The sequence below is a fragment of the Prevotella marseillensis genome, assembly GCF_900625065.1.
In the GTDB taxonomy this organism is placed as follows: Bacteria; Bacteroidota; Bacteroidia; order Bacteroidales; family Bacteroidaceae; genus Prevotella; species Prevotella rara.
In genome coordinates this window covers 3,058,925-3,084,769 of sequence record NZ_UYXY01000001.1, presented here as the reverse complement: position 1 = coordinate 3,084,769, position 25,845 = coordinate 3,058,925, and the positions used below count along the sequence as shown (strand labels likewise).

Annotated in this window: 24 protein-coding genes and 1 pseudogene; 15 read left to right on the top strand and 10 right to left on the bottom strand. The window is 49.3% G+C overall.

Annotated features, from left to right (window positions below; genetic code table 11):
• Positions 1-122: 122 nt before the first annotated feature.
• Genes EJL04_RS12360 through EJL04_RS12350 form a run of 3 tightly spaced genes read left to right on the top strand, consistent with a single transcriptional unit; the run spans position 123 to position 3,651 of the window.
• Positions 123-1,286 (top strand): MFS transporter, encoded by a 1,164-nt coding sequence (locus EJL04_RS12360; RefSeq protein WP_125105124.1) that lies wholly within the window; start codon positions 123-125, stop codon positions 1,284-1,286.
• A gap of 20 nt (positions 1,287-1,306) precedes the next feature.
• A complete protein-coding gene (locus EJL04_RS12355) occupies positions 1,307-3,196 on the top strand; it encodes an AAA domain-containing protein (protein ID WP_241209995.1) in 1,890 nt (629 codons plus the stop codon).
• Between the two features lie 56 nt (positions 3,197-3,252).
• Complete coding sequence (locus EJL04_RS12350; protein WP_125105123.1) at positions 3,253-3,651, top strand: hypothetical protein; 399 nt, start codon at positions 3,253-3,255, stop codon at positions 3,649-3,651.
• Between the two features lie 11 nt (positions 3,652-3,662).
• Here the strand turns inward: EJL04_RS12350 and EJL04_RS16510 are convergent, their stop codons facing one another.
• From EJL04_RS16510 to EJL04_RS12320, 5 genes are all read right to left on the bottom strand, one after another.
• On the bottom strand, positions 3,663-4,643 hold the full coding sequence (locus tag EJL04_RS16510) for a flavodoxin (protein WP_206429380.1): 981 nt from the start codon (positions 4,641-4,643) through the stop codon (positions 3,663-3,665).
• 797 nt (positions 4,644-5,440) lie between these two features.
• Positions 5,441-6,031, bottom strand: coding sequence for a Crp/Fnr family transcriptional regulator (locus EJL04_RS12335; RefSeq protein WP_125105122.1), 591 nt, complete (start codon positions 6,029-6,031; stop codon positions 5,441-5,443).
• A 232-nt stretch (positions 6,032-6,263) separates the two neighbouring features.
• Complete coding sequence (locus EJL04_RS12330) at positions 6,264-7,604, bottom strand: MATE family efflux transporter (protein WP_125105367.1); 1,341 nt, start codon at positions 7,602-7,604, stop codon at positions 6,264-6,266.
• 407 nt (positions 7,605-8,011) lie between these two features.
• On the bottom strand, positions 8,012-8,239 hold the full coding sequence (locus EJL04_RS12325; protein WP_125105121.1) for a hypothetical protein: 228 nt from the start codon (positions 8,237-8,239) through the stop codon (positions 8,012-8,014).
• 116 nt (positions 8,240-8,355) lie between these two features.
• Positions 8,356-9,498: a retropepsin-like aspartic protease gene (locus EJL04_RS12320; RefSeq protein WP_125105120.1), complete on the bottom strand. Its 1,143-nt coding sequence runs from the start codon at positions 9,496-9,498 to the stop codon at positions 8,356-8,358.
• A 142-nt stretch (positions 9,499-9,640) separates the two neighbouring features.
• Here EJL04_RS12320 and EJL04_RS12315 point away from each other — a divergent pair.
• Positions 9,641-10,560 (top strand): annotated as a pseudogene (locus EJL04_RS12315) (IS982 family transposase).
• 565 nt (positions 10,561-11,125) lie between these two features.
• Here EJL04_RS12315 and EJL04_RS12310 read toward each other — a convergent pair.
• Positions 11,126-11,590 carry a helix-turn-helix domain-containing protein gene (locus EJL04_RS12310; protein WP_022384518.1) on the bottom strand — a complete coding sequence of 155 codons (465 nt, stop codon included), beginning with the start codon at positions 11,588-11,590 and terminating at the stop codon, positions 11,126-11,128.
• Positions 11,591-11,735: 145 nt separating this feature from the next.
• Between EJL04_RS12310 and EJL04_RS12305 the strand changes: the two genes are divergently transcribed.
• From EJL04_RS12305 to EJL04_RS12275, 7 genes are all read left to right on the top strand, one after another.
• A complete protein-coding gene (locus EJL04_RS12305; RefSeq protein ID WP_087207580.1) occupies positions 11,736-11,927 on the top strand; it encodes a hypothetical protein in 192 nt (63 codons plus the stop codon).
• An 11-nt stretch (positions 11,928-11,938) separates the two neighbouring features.
• Complete coding sequence (locus EJL04_RS16650; RefSeq protein WP_125105119.1) at positions 11,939-12,253, top strand: hypothetical protein; 315 nt, start codon at positions 11,939-11,941, stop codon at positions 12,251-12,253.
• A 77-nt stretch (positions 12,254-12,330) separates the two neighbouring features.
• The gene (locus EJL04_RS12295; protein ID WP_087331214.1) at positions 12,331-12,534 is read left to right on the top strand and encodes a MerR family transcriptional regulator; all 204 of its coding nucleotides are present in this window, start codon (positions 12,331-12,333) and stop codon (positions 12,532-12,534) included.
• The gene (locus EJL04_RS12290; RefSeq protein ID WP_125105118.1) at positions 12,531-15,773 is read left to right on the top strand and encodes a DNA primase; all 3,243 of its coding nucleotides are present in this window, start codon (positions 12,531-12,533) and stop codon (positions 15,771-15,773) included. The genes EJL04_RS12295 and EJL04_RS12290 overlap by 4 nt, the downstream gene beginning before the upstream one ends.
• A gap of 420 nt (positions 15,774-16,193) precedes the next feature.
• A complete protein-coding gene (locus EJL04_RS12285; RefSeq protein ID WP_125105117.1) occupies positions 16,194-17,408 on the top strand; it encodes an AAA family ATPase in 1,215 nt (404 codons plus the stop codon).
• A gap of 2 nt (positions 17,409-17,410) precedes the next feature.
• Positions 17,411-18,037: an RloB family protein gene (locus EJL04_RS12280; protein WP_241209994.1), complete on the top strand. Its 627-nt coding sequence runs from the start codon at positions 17,411-17,413 to the stop codon at positions 18,035-18,037.
• 521 nt (positions 18,038-18,558) lie between these two features.
• Positions 18,559-18,792 carry a helix-turn-helix domain-containing protein gene (locus EJL04_RS12275; RefSeq protein WP_022384507.1) on the top strand — a complete coding sequence of 78 codons (234 nt, stop codon included), beginning with the start codon at positions 18,559-18,561 and terminating at the stop codon, positions 18,790-18,792.
• Between the two features lie 62 nt (positions 18,793-18,854).
• On the opposite strand, the gene EJL04_RS12270 is transcribed toward EJL04_RS12275, so the two are convergent.
• The 4 genes from EJL04_RS12270 to EJL04_RS12255 form a co-directional block, all read right to left on the bottom strand.
• A complete protein-coding gene (locus tag EJL04_RS12270) occupies positions 18,855-19,223 on the bottom strand; it encodes a hypothetical protein (protein ID WP_125105115.1) in 369 nt (122 codons plus the stop codon).
• Between the two features lie 68 nt (positions 19,224-19,291).
• The gene (locus EJL04_RS12265) at positions 19,292-19,648 is read right to left on the bottom strand and encodes a DUF2958 domain-containing protein (RefSeq protein WP_125105114.1); all 357 of its coding nucleotides are present in this window, start codon (positions 19,646-19,648) and stop codon (positions 19,292-19,294) included.
• A gap of 1 nt (position 19,649) precedes the next feature.
• Positions 19,650-19,817 carry a hypothetical protein gene (locus EJL04_RS12260; protein WP_022384503.1) on the bottom strand — a complete coding sequence of 56 codons (168 nt, stop codon included), beginning with the start codon at positions 19,815-19,817 and terminating at the stop codon, positions 19,650-19,652.
• Positions 19,818-19,829: 12 nt separating this feature from the next.
• The gene (locus EJL04_RS12255; RefSeq protein WP_087250977.1) at positions 19,830-20,024 is read right to left on the bottom strand and encodes a hypothetical protein; all 195 of its coding nucleotides are present in this window, start codon (positions 20,022-20,024) and stop codon (positions 19,830-19,832) included.
• 708 nt (positions 20,025-20,732) lie between these two features.
• Between EJL04_RS12255 and EJL04_RS12245 the strand changes: the two genes are divergently transcribed.
• The 4 genes from EJL04_RS12245 to brxC are packed head-to-tail and all read left to right on the top strand — an operon-like array spanning position 20,733 to position 25,843.
• Entirely contained in the window at positions 20,733-20,936 is a 204-nt protein-coding gene (locus EJL04_RS12245) for a helix-turn-helix transcriptional regulator (RefSeq protein WP_022384501.1), read from the top strand.
• On the top strand, positions 20,933-21,574 hold the full coding sequence (locus EJL04_RS12240; RefSeq protein WP_241209993.1) for a BrxA family protein: 642 nt from the start codon (positions 20,933-20,935) through the stop codon (positions 21,572-21,574). Before EJL04_RS12245 ends, EJL04_RS12240 begins: the two co-directional genes overlap by 4 nt.
• Entirely contained in the window at positions 21,571-22,179 is a 609-nt protein-coding gene (locus EJL04_RS12235; RefSeq protein ID WP_239466172.1) for a DUF1788 domain-containing protein, read from the top strand. The genes EJL04_RS12240 and EJL04_RS12235 overlap by 4 nt, the downstream gene beginning before the upstream one ends.
• A gap of 10 nt (positions 22,180-22,189) precedes the next feature.
• Complete coding sequence (gene brxC / locus EJL04_RS12230) at positions 22,190-25,843, top strand: BREX system P-loop protein BrxC (protein ID WP_125105113.1); 3,654 nt, start codon at positions 22,190-22,192, stop codon at positions 25,841-25,843.
• The last annotated feature ends 2 nt before the right edge of the window (positions 25,844-25,845 follow it).

Sequence of the window (25,845 nt, the reverse complement as noted above, 5' to 3'; positions counted from 1 at the left end):
AAAAAATCAAATCTCGAAAAAATAATATTCGCGTAACTCATTGTAAACGATTAATTTAAATCATGTCTAAGATATTTTCTTTGGACAGCAGTGTTTCAGGATAAATAATCAAAGCTAAGCAAATGAAGAAAAGTCTGGTGGCTCTGGCCTTCGGCACACTTGCCTTGGGCATAGCCGAGTTTGTCATGATGGGCATCCTGCCCGATGTGTCGCGTTATTTCGATGTCAGCATCCCCACTGCCGGCCACTGCATATCGGCCTACGCCCTGGGCGTGTGCTGCGGCGCCCCTCTGCTGGTGGCGTTCCACAAGTATCCGCTAAAGCGCCTGCTGCTGTTTCTTGCCGGCCTCATCCTCTTCGGGGCTGCGCTCTCGGCCATGGCGCAGAGCTTCGTCATGCTTGTCGTGGCCCGTTTCATCTCAGGTCTGCCCCACGGCGCCTATTTCGGCGTGGCGTCCATCGTGGCAGTAAAGCTGGCCGACGAGGCGCACAAGACGAGTGCCGTGTCGATAATGGTGGCGGGCATGACCGTGGCCAATCTTTTCGGCGTGCCTCTTGCCACGGCTCTCAGCTCGCACATATCGTGGCGCTTCCCGTTCATGCTGCTCATCTTCATCAGCATCATCGTGATATACTATGTGTGGAAGTGGATTCCGTCGTCGGTGGGTGCACTGCCCGACGAGGGCTTCCGTCATCAGTTTGCCTTCCTTCGCCACGGCGCGCCATGGCTCATCCTTGCCGCCACGATGCTGGGCAACGGCGGCATATTCTGCTGGTACAGCTACGTCAGTCCGCTGCTCACGTCGGTGGGAGGCTTCCCTCATGAGGCCCTGTCGGCACTGATGATAGCCGCAGGCTTCGGCATGGTGGCGGGCAACCTTATCAGCGGCCGCCTGTGCGACCGTCATCGGCCGGGACATGTGGCCGCCGTCACGCAGACCATAACCATAGCCACGCTGCTGCTGATATTCCTTTTGGCCGGCTACGGCTGGATATCGGCCGCACTGATGGTGGTGTGCACGGGCTGCCTGTTTGCCCTGAGCAGTCCGCAGCAGTTTCTTATACTTAAGCATGCGCCGGGCGGCGAGCTGCTTGGCGGCGCTGCCATACAGGTGGCGTTCAATCTGGGCAACGCCATAGGGGCCTTCTGCGGCGGCCTGCCCATGGAGCACGGGGCCACTCCGCGCTGGTCGGCGCTCGTGGGCGTGCCCTTCGTCGTCATGGGACTCGTGGCTTTTATCTGTTTCTGCCGCAAATATGAGCGCCGAAGCGCTGCCGTTGACTGAAATTTGTTAACTTTGCATCTGTGAACAACATTCAGTCATCATCCGTTCAGGCCCTGCGCCAGCAACGCCTGCTGTTGGAGATAGAGTACAACAGCGAGAAGGAGGCCTTCCGCCGTCAGACCGAGACAACGGGACTGGCGCGCAAGGTGAAGCGTGGCGACGCGTGGCATCCGCTGCGCTTCGTGCGCAGCTACTACAATTCGCTCAACCAGCTTTCTGTCGAGGTTGTGCGCACTGCCGACACCGACATTGAGCACAACTTCGAGTTCGGACGCCCCGTGTGCTTCTTCCGCATGAGCGAGGCTGCAGAAGGCAAGTCAATAAGATACTTTGATTTCACCGGCACGGTGAGCTATGCCGACGGCGACCGCCTTGTGGTCACCGTGCCCGACAACGCACCCGTGGCAGAGCTGCAGGCCACCGAAGGACTGGGCGTGCAGCTGTTTTTCGACGAGACGAGCTACCGGCTTATGTTCGAGGCTTTAGACCGTGTGATAGGCGCACGCGACAACCGCCTTGCCTATCTGCGCGACCTGTTCTATTCGGGCGTGCCGGCTGCCGAACTGAGCTTTGCCCCGATAAGCTTTCCGTGGCTCAACAGGGCGCAGCAGGAGGCTGTCAACAAGGTGCTGCGCGCCAAGGACGTGGCCATTGTGCACGGACCTCCGGGCACGGGAAAGACCACCACTCTCGTTGAAGCCATATACGAGACGCTGCGGCGCGAGAGCCAGGTGCTGGTGTGCGCACAGAGCAACATGGCGGTAGACTGGATTAGCGAGCGGCTCGTAGACCGCGGAATAAGCGTGCTGCGCATAGGCAACCCGACGAAGGTGAACGACAAGATGCTGTCGTTTACCTACGAACGCCGCTTCGAGGCTCATCCCGACTATCCGCAGCTGTGGAGCATACGCCAGGCCATACGCAAGCTGCGGCAGGAGCGCAAGCGCCGCGACAACGGCTGGCACCAGAAGATGGACCGTCTGAAGAGCCGTGCCGTGGAACTCGAACTGAGGATAAACTCGCAGCTCTTCGGCGAGGCCAAGGTCATTGCCTCAACGCTTACGGGCAGCGCAAGCCACTTGTTGTCAGGGCAGAAGTTCGGCACGCTGTTCATCGACGAGGCGGCACAGGCGCTCGAGGCTGCATGCTGGATAGCCATACGCAGGGCATCGCGCGTGGTGCTGGCGGGCGACCACTGTCAGCTTCCGCCCACGGTGAAGAGCATTGCCGCGCTGAAGGGCGGACTGGGCACAACGCTCATGGAGCGCATCGTGGCGCGCAAGCCGTCGGTGGTTACGCTGCTGACGGTGCAATACCGCATGAACGAACAGATAATGCGCTTCTCGAGCAACTGGTTCTACGACGGACGCGTGGAGTCGGCGCCCGAGGTTAAGTACCGCGGCATACTCGACTACGACAACCCCATAACATGGATAGACACGTCGGAGAGCGACGCTAAGGAGGAGTTTGTGGGCGAGAGCTTCGGCAGGATAAACAAGATTGAGGCCGAACTGACGCTCGAAGCCCTTAAAAACTACTTCACCAAGATTGGCCGTCAGCGCATAGCCGACGAGCATATCGACGTGGGCGTGATTTCGCCCTACCGCGCCCAGGTGCAGCTGCTGCGCCGCATGGTGCGCAAGGCGGAGTTCTTCAAGCCCTACCGCGGCTGCATAACGGTGAACACCGTTGACGGATTTCAGGGGCAGGAGCGCGACATCATCGTAATATCGCTCGTGCGCTCGAACGACGACGGGCAGATAGGCTTCCTGTCAGACCTGCGCCGCATGAACGTGGCAATAACCCGGGCACGCATGAAACTGATAATAGTTGGCAGCGTGCAGACCATGACTCGCCACGCCTTCTACAAGGAGCTGTACGGCTACGTGCAGGAGTCTGCCGGCATTTAGGCAGCATAAAGACATCAGAAAGAGCTGACATCGAAACATAACAAACAAAGGAAGACATGCTTCAGAGAGACTACATTTCGCGACTTATACGTGAGTTTATGGCGGCGCTTCAGCGCTATCTCGAGAAGAACGAGGCGGGAGCGCGCCGCAAGACGGCCGAAGACCTGTTCCGCCAGTACTTCGGCTCGTATGAGTTTTATCACACGGCAACGCATGACGAGATAATGTCATCGTTCGAAAAGTATCCCGAGGAGGAGCGCATAAGCCGCATGGAGATGCTTGCCGAGCTGTATTATGCCGAGACCGACGACCGCCCCGAGCCGTTCAGGACGCAGCAGCTAGACATGGCCCTGAGCCTGTTCAGGTTTATCGACGCCCACAGCCGCACCTTCTCCATCGACCGACAGAACAAGATAGGCGCGATAACAAAGATGATATACAGCGGCGGAAAATAAAAAAGGCACGCTTACTTGCGTGCCGAAAGTGTTACAGTTACGTTGCCCTTGCCGAGCAGTTCTTTAAGCTCTGCCTTACTTATGCCGTCTATCTTGCCCAGACGCGTGAAGTTCCACGTGTTGGTGTCGTAGTAGATAACGAAATTGTTGCCCTGATACAGAATGAGATCGCCAGCCTCCGTGGTTATGTTCTCGTTGTTCTGCGGCAGCGTGTGGCCCAGGCTGCCCACCTTTTCAAAATCGCCGTAGTCGCTCATGTCTATCACGATGTCGCCCTCTTTCAGCAGGTCTATCAGCGCTCTTGCCGAGCTGTTGTCTGCCATTGTGGCCGTGAGGGTGCGGCCGTTCACCTTTATGTTCATCTTGCTGTAATTTATGTTGTTGTCTTCATCTGTTGCGGTTTCCATCGACTTTATCCATTGTTCCACCTCACTGCGCTGAGTGCCTGCGCCAAACCTGCGTCCTGCGGTCCATGTGGCTGCAGGCGCGAGCGCCTGCAGCAGGGTTGCGCTTGAGCCTATGCCGCTCGAGCCTGACGTGCAGAAGGGTATGACGGTCTTGCCGCTGAGGTTGCAGCTCTCAACGAAGGTGTAGACAACGCGCGGCGCCTGCCCCCACCATATGGGGTAGCCAAGGTATATCGTGCGGCACTTGCTCAGGTCGGGCACGCTGCCCTTGATCTCCGGGCGTGCGTCGAGGTCGTTCTGCTCGAGCGACGAGCGCGACTGCGGATTGCTGTAGTCGAGATCTGCCGCGGTGTAAGGCTCTGCCGCCTCAATGCGCCATGTGTCTGCGCCGGTTATGTCGGCTATGTGGCGCGCCACGCCTTCGGTGGTGCCGGTCTGCGAGAAGTACACCACCATTACATCGTCCGCCTGTCCGCCAGGCGTTGCCGGTGTGGTGCCGGCGGCGTCGCTGCCGTTGTCCTTGGCGCACGAGATATGCGATACGGCAAGGCAACACGCAACGACATAATAAAGAAACTTTTTCATACTTACATAGTTTTTTGGTTCAACAACTGCTCTTGCTGTCTCTTCAGGCTTATGCCCCTGCATGGCGTCACTCGATTAAGAGCGCTGCGGAGCATGCCTTTTTCTGACGCTACAAAATTATTATATTCCTGCATGCGGCATGGTATATTATTTACAGATAAATGTACCCAAAAAACGGAAAACGCCGTCTTCACTGTCTTTTGCCGTGTTCTGCCCCCATGTAATCCTGCCTCGGCGGCACTGAAAGGGCGCATCAGGCAGTGCGGAAGACTGACATTTGGGGAACATCATGTGGGCATCAGAAACAAGACTCTGAGCATGAAAAAGCGGCAACGGAGACGGCCGGCAATGCTGCCAAGCGGCACCGACACACGACGGCGGCAGGCATCACCGCGCAAAAGGCGGCAAACGGCGATGCGAAAGCTATCCTTTCGGGCGCCAATATGCCACATATTGCAGCGCAAAAGGACAGCTTTTGCAAAACGGGCAAACAGCCGTGGAAAAACAGCTGAAATAAGTGCGCCCGCCTGCGGCATAAACTTCCGCAGGTGGGCGCACTGTCATCGTGATGCAGCCTGACACGTTAACCGCCATAAGGCGCTATGATTAGGTCTGCATTTTGCTTTATATTGAGCTGTATTTCGTCTTGTTATCAGCATGAACGGCAGGCTATGTCAATAGGAAACGGACGAAAGAAGGGGAACTGAAAACTGAAAGACGGCTGAACACAGGAATATACATAAAAGATAAAACCGTATGGGGCATAATTGCCTACATGGGTTTACGTCCGCCATGAGTCAGTGTCTCTTCTTCCTGCCGCGCGCCATCTCTGCCCTGATGCGGCTGAGCGACTGGGGCGTTATGAACAGATACGAGGCGATGTATTTCAGCGGCACGTGCTGCAGCAGTTCGGCCTTCTCGTCCAGCAGAGTCTCATATCGCTCGCGTGCCCTCGGCGCACCGCTGCTGAGCTGCCACCGCTCTATCTCGAAAATCTCCTTCTCATAGAGCCTGCGGCCTATGCGCGCAGCCTCAACCGACGACATGAAGAAGTCTTCGGCGTCGCTGCGGCTTATGCCATAGACAACGCCGTCGCTCATGGCCTCGAGCGCTATCATCGACGGCATGTTGCCCACAAAGCACCACGACGAGAAGAGCAGGTCGCCCTTTGACGCAAACCACAGGGTTATGTCGTTGCCGTCGGAATTGACATACGACGCGCGCCATATCCCGTCCACTATAATATATATGTCAGTGTTGCGCCCTCCCCTGCGCACAAGCGTGTCGCCCTTCTGTATCTCCATGCGTGTCATGTGCGCCTTGAGAGCCTCAACGTCGCTCATGCTGAGTCCGCTGCGCCGGCACAGACACTCCTCAAAAGTTTCCATAATCACACGTATTAAAATCGTTCGGCATGCCTTTTGCCCGAATATCCCACAGCCAACGGCCGGCACCGGGCATTCAGCCGTCGTGCGTGCAGACGCCCGTTACGCCGGCACCGCTGCCTGACAGCACGGCAGCACACCTGCACCTGCATTCATCCCGGCCAAGTCAGCACGGACAGCGACAGGCCGCGGCAGCCGCCGCCATAAGGCCATAGACAGCCGCAAAGGTAGCAAATCATTTCCGATTTCTCAAATACATCATAAAGATTAATACGCACGTAAGCAGCTCTGCCACGGGCACGGCAAGCCATATGCCGCTCACTCCGCACAGCTTGGGCATCAGCCAGAAGCACAGCAGCATGAGCACATAGCCGCGCATGGCCGTGATGAACATGGCGGCAGCGTCGCGCTCAACGCTCTGACAATAGCCTATGGCCACGATGTTGACGGCAAACGGCACGAAGCCCAGCGCAAACAGGGGCATGCCGCCCACAGCTATCGTGTTGGCAGGAAAGCCTGCCGGAATGAACAGCGACACTATGTCCGGCGCGAAGAAATACATTATCAGCAGAAACATCACGCCGCTGCCAAGGGCCGTAAACAGAGCCATGCGCAAGGCAGAGCTTACCCTCCGGGTGAGCCGCGCGCCGTAGTTGTAGCTCAGTATGGGCTGAGCCGACTGCGCTATGGCGTTATACACCATGAAGATTATCGGAAACACATAGCACGCTATGCTGTAGGCCGCCACGCCGTCCTCGCCGAGATAGGCTATGAACACATAGTTGCCGGCAAACATCATGGTGGCGATGGCCGCCTCGCAGAGCAGCGACGGGAAGCCCAGACGGCACATATAGCCCACGTTGCGGCGCGTCATTCGCAGACTGCGCAGATGGGTCTTAACACGGCATAGCTTTATGGTGCGCCCCATCATCAGCATATACCACAGCACCATGCCGGCACCGGCTATATAGCCAAGACTGGTGGCCACGGCCGCGCCTATCACGCCCCAGTGGAACACAAAGATAAAAAGATAGTCGAGAACGATGTTGAGCAGAGCCGGCACCACGTTGCACATCATGGCGTAGCGCGGCGAGGCGTCGAGCCTTATGTAGAACATTCCGGCACTGAGCATGGCGCTGAACACAAAGAACGGCACGGCGCCGTAGATATACTCGACGGCAGGCACGAGCAGACGCTCAGAGCTGCCAAGCAGGCATGCCACGCCGGGCGCACGCCACACGATGAGCGCACTGAACGCCGCCACCAGCATGCTGAGGGCTATCACGGCCTGAGTGACGTTTATGCGCGCCGTCTTCGGCTTGCCGTGAGACAGATGGATAGACGCCAACACCGATGCGCCCACGCCGAACATAAGTCCGATGCCGGTATTTATAAGAAACAGCGGCGCAACGATATTCACCGCCGCCAGAGCATCGCTGCCAAGGCCGCGGCCAACGAATATGCCGTCGGTAATAACGAAAAGGGCCGACGACACCATGCCGAGCAACGTGGGCATGAGCAGCTTGCTGAAAAGGCTTGACACCTTTGTTGTTCCGAAATCTATACTGTCCTTCATCATACTTTACGGTTGTTAGTTGTTGATATCGGGGCGCAAAAGTAAGTGTTTAAAAACGAAAGGCAGTTAACAATTGGTAATTTCTGCGGCTGACGGGGGATTTAATAACTGAAAAAGCATGTTTTTCACACGAAAAACATTGCAGCAACGGCTGCCGAAAGGATAAACAGGGGCATAAATCTGTACTCTTTTTGTTTATTCTCCTATTCAAACATATACTTGTTTTTACTTATATTTACTGTATAAAGAATACCGTTATTTCATTTCAGGTGTTTTTCTAAGAAAATAAAAAATTGTAAGAATTTACACATAAGTCATCAAAGCATTATAAAAATGCTCTCTCATAACGAAAATATTTTCACGATACGTTATGCAAAAAAATGCATAACGTATCGTATGCGTTCATCTTATCTCTCATCAAGAACTTCAAGGACATCTCGTAAAAATTCGTATTGACGTTGATATTCCTCTATACGACGAGGGCTGATGCCTCTTGCGCTCATTTCTGCATGATTAAGTGAACCGTTGACTTTTGCAAGTTCTAAAGCATAACGTATAAAACGTTTTACGTCATTTGTATGGCTACTATTAGGAAACGTAGACAGCCATATTTCTTTCAATTCGTTTAATTCCATAACTTTTCTTTTAAGTTTATACTAATACTTATTTTGCTGACAAACACATTAATACACTATACATGCCGTAGACTTCTGAAAGAGGTACTATAAAATCGGCGTATTTCGAATAAAAATTAATATCCATTTAGAAATTCATCAAAATCAATTTGTGCTTTATTACACCTTTTAATTGCATACTTATTTTGATTTTTCGCTAAAAGACAAATAGAATATAAATAATCTTTATTACTATATACGCCAGCATCATAAGCCGTTTCTATATAATTAAAAACACAGTTGTCTATATTATCGTTTCTATAGGATTTTTTATTTTTATCCAATTTACCAAAGCAGTCATCAAATATATATTGGTCATTAACTCCATACTCATACCCATAACATAATATAGCCATTTGATAGTTTTTGTTAGCATTTTGATAATCTTTCAATTTTTTATAAATAAATGCCATACATTCTGCATATCCAGCCTTATCTTCGTATGTAGCAGAAGGAAAATCAAAAGCCTTTTTATAATATACAATGGCATCATCATACTTGTTATTGTATTCATTTACCCATCCCAACAAGAAAAATATATTAATGTCATTTTTTTTGAAAAAATCAAAATCTTTTATTTCGTTAGTAACAGAATAGGCTTTTACATAATCTTTGCAACGCATACATGTTCGAGCATATTCATACTTTCCATAATCAGATAGTTCTCCCAACAAATATAATTGTTCAAAACACTCTTTTGCTTTTGTGTATAATTCATTATCTAATGCATTAAAAGCATCTGTAAATAATTGTTTTATTTGATTTTCATCTAACTTGCCTTCATCTAATATTTTAAGAATATTTCCGTTTATTTCAAATCTACCAAGTTTCTGTATTGCACTTTGACCAAGAAGCAATGGTGCATTTTGAGAATCTAACACAACAGCTTTAACATTGTGTAAATGTAAACCTGAAATTTCAATATCTCTTAAATTTATTACAACGTGGTCAACTATTGTTCCATCAGCTATGGACGATTGGCCAGAACTTATAACATCTTCTTTCAAAATATATTCGTTTTCTAATAGATAGTTAGCCATTTGTTTTGACATTGATACAGAAGTGGCACCAGTGTCAAAAATAAACTTCATTCTTGCTCCATTCACTATGCAAGGAATCTTATATACACCATTACTCTCTTCCATTTTTATTATTGTCTGAGAAATTAATGAGTTCAAAAAAGAACAAAACAAAATAATTAATAACATTATTCTTTTCATTTCCTATTTTCCTCTATTTTTATAAACTAATTAATATTTTTTCTTACTTCAATCTTTCTAAAAACATCACTTGTTCTAGTATCTTAATTTATTAGAATTATATTGATTTAGCCGTTGGCGAAATTAATTTACTTTGATAAACATGAATAATAAGTTGCATATATCGTTATTTTTTAGTAACTTAGTGATGCCTAAGCCTTTAAGCTTCAGTCATCGTATGTACAATCTTCATACAAAATTCGTAAAAATACTTTAGATATGCAAGCAATACTATAAAAATATCGTCAATGAACATAACAATATACCCCATCGCAGTCCAATCCATAAGTTTTCGGATTTGGAAGTGATAGCCTTGTCTTTGACAGCCGAAACGGAAAGCATTGACAGAGAGAAATGGCTATTTGAGTATAAGCTACAGGAATACAAATACAGAATCCACAATCTCATATCCAAAAACAGTTCAATGACCGCAGGAAGAAAGCCACAGGCTTATGTGAAGAAATACGTAAGAATATCGCCATGAAAATGAATAATGGAAAGAAACATTTCTTTGTAGATTCCATGCCAATACAAGTTTGTTGCGTTTCAAGGAGTAAGCATTGTAAAAACGGGACGAACCGATGAGTTCTCACAAGCTCTCGACTTTGGATTTTATACTTTTCAAAACGCTAATTATTTCGGATATAAATTACACGCACTCTGTGGGTTAAGTAAAGTTATCCACTCATACGATTTGTCTAAGGCAAGCACGGTTGATTTCAATTACATAAAGGATTAAAGCCAGATTATCACAATTGCGGCATACACGGATACAAGGGATAATAGAAACTGATGTGCAATTTGATCTATTCGAAACAGCATATAAGACTGAAATGTCCATATCAGCTCAACCAAAAGAATTGAAAACCGACATTCGTTCCATTTGCAAGAGCAAGAAAAAAGAATAGAAACTATATTCTCGCAACTAACAAATCAGTTCATGTTCATCAGAAATTATGCAAAAATAACAGATGGTTTGTTTGCCGAAATCACTAGCAAAATAGTGCACTTACCATTCTGTAATATGTAAACTTTATCAACAACAAGCCCATTGGCAGAATTTAGTATGCATTAGATTAATTCCGCTAACTTATTAACATATCACTCGAAACATCGGATGAACCACAAAAAAGACATGCGCAAAGCCTAAGAAACGCGACACGGCAAAAGGTCATGACATGCCTATATGACACAGCTGACATGGCTCCAAGGAACGACACATAGCAGCCTGCGCCGCTTTAATATTATATTGACAATCAGTCATCTAAGTGTTTGGGGAAAACAAATGGAAAACGCTTGTCTTAACTATATAAATTAAAGAAGCAGATTTCTTATAGAGTATCCTCTACAGCTGCTTGGGCCACTCTAATTAGATATTCATATTCAATGAGTTATGTACTATGTAGAAAACAAATAGCAAACAGTCTCGTGAATTTGATTTCTCTTATCGAGTTCCCATCGAATATCCAAACTCAATAGCAGTCGAAATGATAGCAATATATATATGAAAATCAGCTAACTACCGATATTGGTGTAAACATTCTGCGCTACTATGTGCCAATCATCATATTGACCACAGTATTTAATGCTACATATTTTGCCTCCTTTCTTTTAGTAGTTCTATAATTGCGTCTTTGTCCTTCAGGTTGGAATCCAGACGGATAATTTGTGCATTCAGGCTATCTATCTGCTCCTTCAGTAGCTTGATAGTGCCGTTCAAGTTTTCCACCTTGGTCTGTTCGGCGGTAAGCTGGGCTGCAAGTCCGCTATCGCCAATGTTGTTATTGGCATCTCCCCCGTCCAATGCTACTGCCGCGAGGTATGCGGATATCTGGGGGTTGACCGGGCAGAACAAGGCGAAAAAATTAAAGTCCAACGCCTTGCAAGCCTTGACAAGCCGCTTGGTCTCCATCGTCTCCCTTTCCAGAAGGCGGTTGATATGCTGTTGGGGGATGCCAAGCCTGCGTCCAAGTTCGGACTTAGAAAGGCCGAGTTCGTTGCGGCGTTGGTCAATAGCCTGTCCCACATGTACGTCTTTTATATCTATATTCATGGGTCAAACCTTAAATTGCAATATTAAATCAACAATTATCAAACAAATATTTGGCTATATAAACCTTTTTATGTTATTTTGCCGATGATACAAATTGAATTAGTGACTACAAAGTTAAACATTAATCATTAAACAAACAAATATTATGGCAGAAAACATGGAAAAAATCCGTCCCGCGCTTGTCGCACTCGAAGTTGGCGATGAAATCACCTTCCACATCTCCAGGCTGAAAAGCGTCCGAACCCAAGCCTCGGAACTTGGTGCCATCTACAACCGTCAGTTCAAGACACGGACGGACAGGGAGAAACAGACCATTACCGTAATGCGTACCTTGTAAATCCTGGATTTATGCAGTTCCTCCAGTTTTTAGACCGCCTAATCCCTTATGACACGTTCCTGAACGATCTTGCGGCAAGAATTGTCAAATACCTGAAATCCGACAATGCAGATCCGGAATTTGTCAGCCAGAGGAAGGCTTACGAGATGTTCGGCCGCCGGAATGTCGAAAGATGGAGACGGCAAGGGAAAGTGGTATGCTACAAGAGACCTGGCAAAGTGGAATACAGGACGGCTGACCTCCGCCTCCTGCAACGCACGGTTCAGGACTATTTCGATAATACTTCTTCCGATATAAACAAAAATAGTTTAGATAAAAATAAATAAGAAAACAATATCAGGATATGCCTATACTGTAATTCATGAGACATACGGAACAGGCATACGATAAAACATTACAGCGGATGAGAGAATTAGTACCAACATGTGACCCTGAAGGGGTTTATTCGGTCAAGCGTACTTGCGCGGAACTGGGTGTCAGTTACAAGACGCTTAGAAAATATAAGGAAAGCGGCTATATCAAGCCGCTTAATCCCGATAATGCCAGCCGTCCAAAATACTCCGGCCAGTCCATAATTGACTGTTGGAAAATTCTGACCACCTTATGATAAGCGAGTCAACAATCAACAAGGTCAGGGAGCTTGCCATAGGGGATGTATTGGAGCCGTATGTCAGGCTGTCAAGGAAAGGCTCGACCCTGATGGGCATTTGTCCGTTCCATGAGGAGCGGACAGGTTCTTTCTCTGTCAGTCCGGGAAAGAACCTGTTCCACTGTTTCAGCTGTAACCGTGGCGGCGATGCCATCACATTCATCATGGAGAAAGAGAACCTTTCCTTCATGGAAGCCATCGAGTTCCTGGCCAGACGGCACAATATTCCCATTGAGTATGTGGAAGGACAGGACAAGGAGCAAGTCGCAAAGATTCAGCACAAGGAAACGCTTCTTGCCATACTCGGCCATGTACAGGACTTCTTTGTAGGCAGCCTGCTGATGCCTGACAGTGATGAAAGCCGCCTTGCCCGTGAATATGCTTATGGAAGATGGCCGGAAGAGTTCTGTTCGGTTGCTGGTATCGGGTACGCGCCGCGTGACGGAGGTGCGTTCATGGAGTTCTGCCGGACAAAAGGACTGGACGAGGATGTACTTTTCGAGCTGGGTCTGCTCCGGCGCGGAGATGACTGTCGTGTCTATGCCATGTTCAGACACAGGATAATGATTCCCATACGCAACAGATGGGGACGCATCATCGCTTATACCGCCCGTTACATCGGAAACAATCCGAAAGCACCGAAATACATCAATTCACCAAACAGCGCGGTGTATGCCAAGGGGGAATGCCTGTTCGGTATAAACAGGGCGAGCCGTGAACGCAATGCGGAGTACTTCATCATCGTGGAGGGTGCGCCCGACGTGCTGCGTATGCAGTCCGTCGGCTACGACAATACCGTGGCCGCATTGGGTACAGCATGGACGGACAGCCAGTTTGAGCTATTGAAAAAATACACCTCTTCATTATGCTTTATCCCCGATTCCGATGTCAGTGACGGCAAACCCTTCGGTCCTGGGTTTGAGGCGGTCATGGCAAACGGGACAGCCGCAGTCAGGAAAGGCTTCCATGTAACCGTCAGGGAACTGCCGTTTGCCGAAATCCCCGACGGTAAAAAAGGCCGGGAAGTGAAACCCGGAAAGAACGACGCCGACAGCTTCATTCATTGCCGGGAGGATTACATCTCATTGAAAGAAAGGCTGTTTATTGTCTGGCTGGCACAGAAACGCTTTCTTGTAGCGGATTCTTTGGTGGAAGAACGGAAATGCGTGTCAGAGATAGCCGACCTGATGCGCTATGTGAAAGACCAGCTGGTGTTTAACCAGTGTATTGACGAACTGGCCAAAATCTACGGAAAAGCCAAATTGTGGCGTGATGCCGTAACGCAAGCCCGTGGAGAGGCGCGGAAAAGGCAGGACAAACTCACACCGATGGATGAGAGGCAGCGTGAAGCGGAATTATTGCGCCAACACGGGCTGTTCATTCGGGAGAACTGTTATTACGCCACCGGGGATGACGACGAGGAGCCGTCAAGGATTTCCAACTTCATCATGGAACCGCTGTTCCACATCGAGGACGAGAACAACGGCACACGCATATTCAGGATGCGCAACACCTATAATATATGCCGTGTCATTGAGCTGAGGGAATCCGAATTGTGTTCGCTAAACAGCTTCCAGCAGAAGGTCGGCTCCGTGGGCAACTATGTGTGGTTGGCAAAAATCGACAAGCTCAACCGTGTCAAGGAGTACTTGTACTCCCAAACCGATACAGCGGAACGGGTGCGCAAATTAGGATGGAACGCCACAGAAGGTTTCTTCGCCTTTGGGAATGGACTTCTTGTCAATGGAAAATTTCAAGCTGTGGATGACCTCGGCATTGTCCGTGACATCAACGGAAAGGCGTACTACATTCCTGCCATGTCCAAAATCTACATCTACAATCCGGAGATATTTCAGTTCGAGCGTCTGATGGTGCACGAGAACCGTAACGGCATAAAGTTATACGATTATGTGAAACAACTGATGGATGTATTCGGAGAGAACGCTACCGTTGCTTTCTGCTATCTGCTGTCCACCCTGTTCCGGGATGTAATCTTCCGCCGCACGAGGCATTTCCCTATTCTAAACCTCTTCGGTGAAAAGGGAACAGGAAAGACAACGCTTGCCACTTCATTGCAGGCGTTCTTTCTACACGGAGTGGATCCACCAAACCTTGGTGTCACTTCCGTACCTGCTATGAACGACCGGGTGTCGCAGGCGGTCAATACGCTCGTGGTACTTGATGAGTACAAGAACGACCTTGACATCCGTAAGATAGCCTATCTGAAAGGGCTTTGGGGTGGTGGCGGTCAGACAAAGAAAAACACGGGTACGGACGGCATGGCGGCGCAGACCATTGTCAGTACGGGTGTGGTGCTTTGCGGACAGGATAAGCCCACGCAGGACATGGCACTCTACACCCGTGTCCTGTTCCTTGCCTTTTCCAAGACCTCGTTCAGCCCAAAGGAGAAAAGCCACTATGAAGATTTGGTAGCCTTGTGCAACTTGGGACTGACACACCTGACCATAGAGATACTGAATCACCGGGAGTTGTTCGAGAAGAACTTTTCGGATACCTACTCCATCGTGAAGCATGAGTTGGCCGCCAAGATGGAAGACGAGACGATACATGACCGCATTTTCGGTAACTGGGTGATTCCTTTGGCCACGTTCCGCACGTTGGAAACCGTGCTGGATGTGCCTTTCAGCTATACCGGCCTGTTCGATACCGCCGTCAAAGGAATACGTGTCCAGAACGAGCTAGCCCAAGAAAGTTCCGAAGTTGCCGATTTTTGGAACATGCTGCAAGGCTTCCAGACGATGGGTAAGTGCGTAGAGAAAGCGCATTACCGCATCCGTTACCTGAAGAGCTTCCGTCCGTTGGCTGCCAAGGAAGAAATCGAGTTCATGGAAGCACGTCCCATTCTTTACTTGAATATGGCAGCTGTGGCCTCCCTGTTCAATAGCCGTAACCAAAATGCCACGGCCAACCGCTCCAACTGGTCAACCATCATGTCCTACCTCAAATCGCATCCGTCATTCCTTGGACTGAAGCAGGACAGGTTCACCATACTATTGCCAAATGGTCTGCCGGATTACACGATAGAGGTGTCAGGCGGCCAACAGCTTAAGAAAGTCAAGGTCAACCGTCCGAAAGCGTTGTGTTTCGACTACTTACAGTTGAAGGATATGTTTGGGCTTGACCTTGAAACGGAAATGGTTCAAGACGAGATGGATTTAGCAAATGAGGTCTCATGAAATGAAACAGTTCATTATTCCTCATCTTGCTTTATAATCCATGAACCGTCTTTGCGACCGCCTTCCCTTGATATGATGCCTAATTCTTGAAAAGTTGTAATGTCACATTTGTCTTTAGGGACATTTCAGATATGGTCAGGCCTTTATTCTCACGGATTAAACCTAACGCAATCATCTGACGTTCAGTTATTTTCTCGTGGCATCTTTCGTGACATGCTTTTGTCCTCTAATATGTAAGACAAGTTTTACTATTATAAGTTCAGGCTGTTTTACTGCAAAATACCCGGTTGGCCCAATGCTGAATAGTTCAAACTAAGGAAATAAATCAATTTAGTAGATATGAAAATCCAGCTATCTTTACCAAATACGGAAGAAAACTTGTATATTTGCAAAAAATCAGCAAATAACAAGGTTAAATATATGATTCTCGAATTTTGTGTCAGCAATTTCCTGTCCATAAAGGATGAACTTAAACTATCCTTCGTGGCCACTACCCTAAAGGAATCCCTTTCGGAACCTAATGATGTCATTCCGCTTTCCGACATGGGATTGTCACTCGTGCGCAGTGCGGTGATTTACGGGGCGAACGCTTCAGGAAAAACGAATGTATTGAAGGCCATCGCTTTTTACAAGCGTTTCATCATGGATTCGTTCAAGAACAGCCAGGCTGGCGAAAGCATAGACGTGGAGAACTTCCGCCTGAACATTTCCACCGCCCATGAGCCGACCACGATGGAGGCCACCTTCGCCGTCGGTGAATACATCTACCGTTACGGCTTTGAGGTAGCCCCCAAAGCTATACATGCCGAATGGCTTTACCGCCGTATGAACAGGAAACGTGCCAAAGAGGTAGAGATATTCTACCGCGAAGGGGAAACAACCACCGTTCATGCTAAAAGCCCGTTGATACAGGATTTGGTCAACAAGAAAATGGTTCGCGGCAACGCGCTTCTTCTCTCCACTGCCGCCCAGTTCAACGAAACGACCGCCGTCAATATCCTGCATTGGCTTGGCGACACACAAGTCCTGTTCTGTAGCGAGGACGAGAAAATGTGGTCGCAAGCCATCAGGCATCTGGACGATGAAAAGATGCGTGAGCGTATAGTTCGTTTCGCCAAATATGCGGATTTGGGCATAGACAACATAGCCAAGATTGACAACCGCATCGTAAGCAGCCATCGTCAGTACGATGATGAAGGAAAAGCGACCCATAATGTAGCCTTTTCGTTTAACGGAAACGAATCCGAGGGAACCATCAAATATTTCTCCTTGGCATATCCTATCATAGATGCGCTGGACAATGGCAAACGTCTGGTGGTGGATGAGCTTGACTCCAAACTCCATCCGTTGCTTGTGCGCAAGATTATCACGCTTTTCAACTCGGCGGAGACAAATTCCAAAGGAGCGCAACTGCTGTTTACCACCCATGATACGTTCCTGCTCAGTGCAGGTCTGTTCCGCAGAGACCAGGTATGGTTCACTCAAAAGGATAGTTTCGGCGCGACAGAAGCCTATTCGCTGGCCGAGTATAAAGTGCGTGGCAGTTCACTTTTCGAGCGGGATTACCTGCAAGGTAAGTTCGGTGCCACGCCCATTATAGGTGATATGGAAACAATATTTACGGCGGAGGGATGACCATGGGAAAGACAAAAAAGAAAGACCATCGTTCCGCTTCATTGACACGCCGCCAAAGCACGAGAGAAGTAAAGCAGTCGTTTCTCATCGTATGTGAAGGTGTCCGCACGGAACCGGATTATTTCAAGGCCTTCAGAATGACCGCCGCCACGGTAAAGGCGGTAGGCCAGGCAATGAACACGACCAGTCTTGTGAGCAAGGCCATTAGTATCCGTGACGCCGACCAAAAGAAGAAGCGGACTTATGACCAGTGCTGGGTAGTGTTCGACAAGGACGATTTTCCTGCAAAGGACTTCAATGAAGCCATTACACTGGCCGAAAAAAACGGTTTCAAGGTGGCCTATAGCAACCAGGCGTTTGAATATTGGTTCCTGCTGCACTTCAATCTCTACAAAGGGGCGTTGCACAGGAACAGTTATGCCGACATGCTGTCAAGGCTTTCAGGAATACCCTATTCCAAGACGGAAGGATTCGGGGCTATTATGTATAACCGATTGCTCCACTTGCAGTCGCAGGCCATTAAGAATGCCTCTGCCGTTCTTGCCGATGTCTCACATGGTAATCCGGCTATGGAAGAATCTTCCACCACCGTACATCTGTTGGTAGAGGAATTGAACAAGTTTATCTGATTATGCACGTTAAGGCCATCCAATTGGGTGGCCTTATTTTAAGGCGTATTTCGAAATATAATCTGCACACATTTTGGGATTGACGTTGTTGACAAGATACAAGTTGCATCGTATCAGTTACTTGCATCAAAAACGATGCGTTGACAAACGTTGACAAGCGTTGACGCTTTTGAAAATCCTATGAATTTTGTAGCCAATGGTTGACAAAAACACACGTATCTATATTTATTCTTATTTCTATAAGAAAAAAAGATAAAGTATTGAATAATAAGCATTTCTGGTAAACTGTATAATCAAGTTTGTACATTGGCTTTCTTGTCAACCTTGTCAACGCTGAAATATATATGCCTATCTGTTTTTTAGATTTTTGTCCCGTTGCCATTTCATGTAAAGATGATTACCTTTCTGAACAGACGGACACATATTCCCTGAAAATCCTACAAACTACGTGGTATTCCCATGTTTAACCTGTTTCATTTTGATTTTCGGCATTGTATCTTTAATGCCAAAACAAAGTGGATATGGATATATGCAAACATTTTTCAGAGATAAAGCCGGAACAGTCGTATTCGGTAAGCGATGCGGCGCGTTTCCTCGGCATACACCGGTGTACCATCTATGATTACATTACCCATACGGAAAGGCCGTTGCCGTTCTTCCGGATGCAGGACAACCAGAGAATACAATTCCGTGGTGATGACCTGATTGCCTACAAGACTGCCGGCCTCCCGAAGAAAGGGCGCAAACGGAGATAGGATGAAAATTTCATAGCCTGCCACACCAATAGAGATATAGCAGGCCATGTTTGTATTCGTGGTCAATCTGCCAGCCCCCTGACCGCTTCAAGCAGTTTACAGACCATACCCTCCGCCGCTTCCATGTCGGCCAGTACATCCTTCATTCGGTAAGGTGCGCCATTTTTGCCGTGTCCGTTACCGTCCAGCCATAGATAGGCTTCCGAATCAGCGTCAAAACCCTCGTAATACTCTTCCATATCGCTTACCAGACTTTCAAGGCTGCGTCCTTGCATCGTGGCAGAAAAGAAGAAATCCTGTCCGGCAGGAGTGAATTGGGAAAACTCAAAAATGACGATATTCTTGTCCTGATGCTTCTCTGCATCCACATGCCATCCGTTTGCCTCTGCACATTGGATGACTTCCTTTATAATCTTGTTTCTCGTTCGCATGGTTATTGATGTTTATGTCAGCCGTGGCACTCGGTTGATTGCACCATGGCTGACGGGTTATTTTAATGTTAAAATCTGGCTAAGAACTGTTGCAGACGGAAGTCCTGCAAGTTCTTTAACGGCGTAGGAGTAAAATTCTCCTGTAGCCTTACTTGTAGCTTACCCAAGCCTTGTGCCGTAAGGTCAAGCTCCACTTCCGACAATTCGTTAAGAGAGATATAGCCGTATTCGTCCTCCGCAAGTCCTACCACGATGCCAAAGAGGATAGTGTCGTTCTCTTCTCTCTCACCTTCAAGGATGAACCAGCGTACCGCTCCAAGAGCGAAGATGGCACGGCAAACCGCTTCTTTTCCCTTGCCGTCCTGGGAATAAAGGGGATAGCCTTCCAAGGCTTCCTCCAACCGGGGTGTCATCAGTCTGCTCATATCAGTCAAATTCTATTTCGTCGTCATACACTTCTATTTCCGCTCCGCTGCTGAACTGCACGATAAAGCCTTTTGCAGTCCTGCCCACAATCGTTCCGCGATGGTAGCCACGCCACGGTGTGACCAGTTCGCATTGCTGCCCGTATTCGGGAAAATCTGTTTCATACATAATTGAAAAGTTTTAGATGGTTGCTTGATAGTAAATTCTCAGTTCAGCGGAAACATTGTAGATGTAGCTGCCACAACGTACCAACAGGCAGTCCTTGCCGTAGTACAGCCGTTTCATGCCCCTGACGCTTCCGCTTTTGTGGAAGTTGGGAAAGCGGTCTATGCCCACTCTCCGGCCTTGCTCGATAGTCATTCTTCTTGTCCGCATAAATCCTTGTTTTTAAGAGTTGGTGAAATCTGATACTTTTCCCTTTTGTGAAGCTCCTTTGAGCTTCTTGGCCGGGAATACCGTTTTACGTGCAAATGGCCACTGCGGACACAAGGGAGAATAAGGCAAGTATGAGGCCGGAGAGTGCGGACGGAATACCCCAATTTTGGAGGGACGAGAAAATTTGCGGAAGGCTTCCGTCAAGCCCTCCAGCCGAAAGCCCATGACGGTGCTTGACATTTCTCCCGTCCGCAGTAGTTTTGCACGGTAAAACGTACCCGGCCAAGATGCCCAAAGGTGGCTAAGAAAAACTCCATAAAGCAAGTCCTATTCATAGGATAGCATCCCAGTCCAATCTGTTTTCCAAATACCGTTGCCATTGTGAGAGCCTGCGAAATGGAATGTAGTGGAGTCTTGCAGGCTCTCTCTGTGGCAACGGATTGGGACACCCAAACCGTTGTAAATTCCTATCAGACGAATTTACTTGGTGTCATTGACACGGAGTAAGTAGGATGGCTTTATGCATAAGACAGAAGAAGTCCGCAAAATGTTATTGAATGTATTTCGGGAAAAGAAACAAGAAGTAGCGAGTGGCAGATAATTGACGAAATTAGCATTTTCTTGATTGATTCAGATGTTTCTTTCCAATATTAGAATGTTCTTGTAGTAATTTTATTATCTTTGTAGCCATATACATACTGATGCAATATGGAAAATAAAGACTTAAATCGGTTGAAGGTGGTGCTTGCCGAAAAGAAACGTACCAATAAATGGCTGGCAGAGCAGTTAGGCAAAGACCCGGCAACCATTTCAAAGTGGTGTACCAACAGTGCACAACCCAACTTGGAAACCCTCATCGAGATTGCCAAATGCCTCGGTGTGACAGTAAATGATTTAATACGCCAGGAATGATTTGTATGCAAAAGAACAATAGTCCATATACTTCCCTGACGGGATGCACGTTTCTCTATTATGAGTTCAAACGCATCCTTCCCGTCTTGATGAGTGCGGATGCTGAAAGTCTGTTGAAGGAAGAGGTTGAAAACAACCAGATCCTTCAAGTCAATTCCCGCACCTCGCGCCAGCGTTTTGCTGTGGAATTCAAGCGGCGTTATGCAGCCGTACCGGCACAATTCTGGAGAGAATGGCAGCATTGGAGCGAAGCAGGGCAAAGGGCTGGCCTGTTTTATGCCATCCTGAAAGCCTATAAGCTCGTATTTGACTTTCATGTCAATGTGGCCATGAAGAAGTGGAACTCCATTGACCATAAGCTCACGGCTGACGACATACAGATGGAGTTCAACGAAATCTCCGCGCACGATGCTTTTGTGGACGGCTGGTCAGCTGCCACGAAAAAGAAATGTGCCAGCTGCTATCTGACCATCCTGCGGCAGACCGGACTGCTGCAGGAGAAAACGGACGAGCTGACTCCGGTCAGGCCCTGTCCGGAAGAATCGGCTTATTACATCCATACGGGCGAGGAATGGTTTCTGGAAGCCTGTTTCCTTTATCCGTATGAGATTAACGAAATCAAATCCCATTTGCCATGAAGAGAATGACCGTAGACGAGTTGTATGAGTATCTTTGTTCGCCGCTGTTCCTCGATGAAAAGAGCGGCAACATCTTCTACAACTATTACATATACCAGTATCCTGCCAGCCAGGAATACGAGATGCGTCGGCAGATACAGGAGTTCAAGAAGAAGCTGGAGCGTCCCACCAACTTTGTCAACGCCCTGGTGTTGGATTTGTTCCGCGTGTTCTGCGAGTATCTCCAGAATGAGAAGTTCGGCGACACGTCGTTGCTGGAAGACACGTTCGAGGGCGACAGGCTCCATCCCGATATGGTGACCACGGAACTGACTTCGGAGGCGAACTCCGACAACTTCATCCGCTTTGTGCGCGATAAGATTGAAGCCCACATGGCTCTGAACGACGGCTACAACAAGCCTTACGTGTTCATCCACGGCATCGGCAAGATGTTCCCTTACCTGCGTACCAACGTGTTTCTCACCCGGTACGAGAAATACAATGATACCTCGCGGTATAAGATTATCCTCTTCTATCCGGGACATCAGGAGGGAAATTCCTTCAGTTTATTCGACATACTGGAGGATTCCCACACCTACCGTGCCATCTTATTAGTCAACAAATAACGCTTCCGATATGAAATTCAGAGAACTATATTCAAAAGGTCTCGACCGCAAAGTGAATCCGGCTGTGTCGGCATCCGACCTCAGTGAAGATACCGTGATGACTGAAATCGTGGAATACGTGTTCACCGAAGAAATCGTCATCAACCTCTATGACATCCTGGTCAATATCCGCCAGAACCAAGGCAGCCACGTAGGCATTTGGATTAACGGCTATTTCGGTACGGGTAAGTCCCACTTCCTGAAATATGTCAGCTACTGCCTCAATGCCCATTACAGCGAAATGGCTTTCATGCGTCTGGAAGAAGCCATCGAGGAAATCATGCGCAATTCCAATGGCATGACCAAGCTCGACGACCACGGCGTTTCCCTTTCTGAAATCCAAGCGTTGAAGAAATGGTATTCCACACAGGCCGATGTGCAGATGGTGATGTTCAACATCGGCGACGTACACGATGCCAACGCCAACCAGGCCCAGGCATTCACCACCATCTTCTGGAACCAGTTCAACGCGCAGCGTGGCTACAATTCGTTCAACCTCGCTTTGGCGCAGTATCTGGAAAAGGCGTTGGACGATGACGGCAAGTTCGGCGAGTTCAAGGATTATCTGAAATCCAAAGGTTATGATTGGGAACGTAACATCTCACGTTTTGCCGCCGGGCGGTTAGACCTGGCCTTGCAGATGGCCAAGGAGGTAGACCCCACGCTGGCTACAGATGTTATTCGTACCAAAATTCTAAACAACGACATCAACGTATCTGTGGAATCGTTTGCGGCGGAGATGAAGGAATATATTGACGCCAAGCACAACCGCAACTTCCGCTTGCTCTTCTTTGTCGATGAGGTGAGCCAGTTCATTGGCGAGCACCGCGACCTCCTGCTACAACTCCAATCGCTGGTCAAGCGGTTGGAAGAAGTCTGCGAGTCGCGGGTATGGATAGCCTGCACCGCCCAACAGACACTGGAAGAGGTGGTGAGCCACGTGGGCGGCAGCACCACCAACCCGGAGGATGAGGTCGGAAAGATTCTCGGACGTTTCGAGGTACGCGCTTCCCTGCAAGGCACTTCGCCGGAATATATCACGCAGAAGCGTATCCTCGACAAGAAAGGCGAAGCGGAAGTGATGCTGGCCGACATGTATGCGAAGGACAAGGCCAAGCTCGACGCGCAGTTTGTCCTGCCCAGCACCTACAAGACCTATCACGACAAGGACAACTTCGTGGCTTACTATCCGTTCGTACCCTATCAGTTCCAGCTCATCAAGAAGGTGCTCGACTCCTTCGAGACCATGAACTATGTGGACAAGCAGGTGAAGGGCAACGAGCGTTCGCTCATCAACATTACCTATTCCATCGCCCGTGAGACGCAGGACATGGAGGTGGGCGAGTTCATCCCGTTCGACAAGTTCTTTGGCGCGATGGTACAAGGCTCCATGCAGCACCTGGGACAGCGGGCTTTCGAGAACGCACGCCAGGCACTCGATGTCATCGAGGACGAGAAGAAACAGGCGTTCTACCGCCGCGTGGTCTACATCCTCTTCATGATATGCAACCTGAAGGAGGAGGACAAGCAGCAGTTCTCCGCCACCATCGACAATGTGGTCACCCTGCTCATGTCGAAAATGGATGCCAGCAAGGCGGCCATCAAGCAGGAAGTGTCTGCCGTCCTGGCCTATCTCATCGACAAGGCCGTCATCCGGAAGGTGAAGACCGACGCAGGTAGCGAAATCTACGAGTTCTTTACCGAGGAAGAGTCGAAGGTGGCCCAGATTATCAAGAACCAGCAGGTGGACAGCAACACCTACAGCGACGAGCTGCGCAATATCTTCTTCGCCCATTTCGGCAATCCGTCCAACAAGGAGCAGTTCGCCACCCGTTCCTTCACGGTGGGCATCAGCATCGACGGACGGAATTACCTCAGTAATAATGCGGACATCCAAGTGGACTTCGTGACAACGGCCAGCACGGACAACCCCGACCAGTATGCCTTCAGCCTGAACAACAGTCCGCAAGGCACCCACTTGGTGTTCTTCCTTTACCCGTTGTTCAAGGAGAACCAGGAACTCCGCGCCAACTTCCTTTACTATTGCCGGGTGCAGCGGTTCGCCCAGGAGCCTGCCATCAGCGAGGAACGCCAGCGCACCAAGGAAATCTTCAAGCAACGTGCCAAGGAACTTTACGAAAAGGAAATCAAGCCCCAGTTCCAGCAGATGCTCGACACCTGTCCCGTCATCTCCTGCGCCAATGCCCTCTCACCTTCCGAGACGGGAACGGCACGGAAGGCTGAGCGTTACAAAACCCTCCTGGCTCGACACATGGAGACGCTTTATCCATTCGCCAAGCTCGCAGACAATCGGGAAGTGCCACGCACCAACCCCGAACTGTCAGCCAAGATACTCCGCCCGATAGATCCGGGTCTGCTTGTGACTCCCACTGCGGCGGAAGAGAAGGTGAAGAACTGGCTCGACCGTCAGCCACACGATGTTACTGTGGCCGATGCCTTGCGACAGTTTGCCCGTGTTCCTTACGGTTGGAGCGATTTCGCCACCATCTATTTCCTGAACGAGTTGGTGCGCCGCCATCTCTATGCCTACAACTACATGGGCAACCCCAACGTGAGCCGTGAGGACACGGCCCGGAACATTGTGCGCGATGCCGCGAAGTTCACCGTCGAACGGGCCAAGGCCATCTCGCAGGAACTGCTCAACGCATTCATCGAGGCGTGGAAGCACATCTTCAACGTGGTCTCCGTGAAGGGCAGCAACGACTGCACGGAGCTGTTCCGGGCTTGCAAGGAGACTGAGGACAGTGCGCTCAACCAGCTATTGAAGAACTATCGCGACCTTTCACGTAAAATCAACGGATGCCCCTTCGCGCATACCATCGACGAGGCCATTATGCTGATGGAGCAATGGCTCACGGTGCGCGACCCTCAAAAGTTCTTCGAGACCATCATTGCCGCCCGTGACGAAGCCGCCTGTCTGTTCGACCGCTGCAAGAGCATCAATATGTTCTATGGCGAACAGTTCGACCGCTACAACGGGGTGCGTAAGTTCATTGATGACAACCGCGACAACTTCGATTTTCTTCCTGCTGAGGGACAAGAGGCTGTCGCCGCCCTGCGTGCCATCCACACTGATGAAGAGCCTTGGACGAAGATGCCTGCCTACATCAAGATGAGAAAGGCCATCGAGGCACAGCTGCAGCAGAAGCGCAAGGAACTGGTGGAAATCGTCACTGCCCGCTACAACGCCGTGTTCGACGAACTGGAGAAGTATGCCGAAGAGATGCACGTGAGCCGCGACAAGTTCGCTCGTCGCGACACCACCATTTCCCTGAATACGGGCACTAACAACTTCTATGCCCTGCAGGCCAATGCCGACACCTCGGCTTTCTACGAGGAACAGATGCACCGCATCAATGCCGCCATTCCTTCGAAGCCCTATATGCCTCCGACACCGCCTGACAATGGGGGCGGCTCGGTACACGATGACGGCGGACAGCCAGTACCTCCACAGCCCAGGCCGCGTGTGCGGAAGATTGTCCGTTTGAACACGCATACCACCGAGCCGATGCACACCGAGGCCGATGTAGACCGCTACTTGCAGTCGCTCAAGGTGCAACTGATGCGGTATATCAATGAAGACAACGACATTATAGTAAGCTAAGC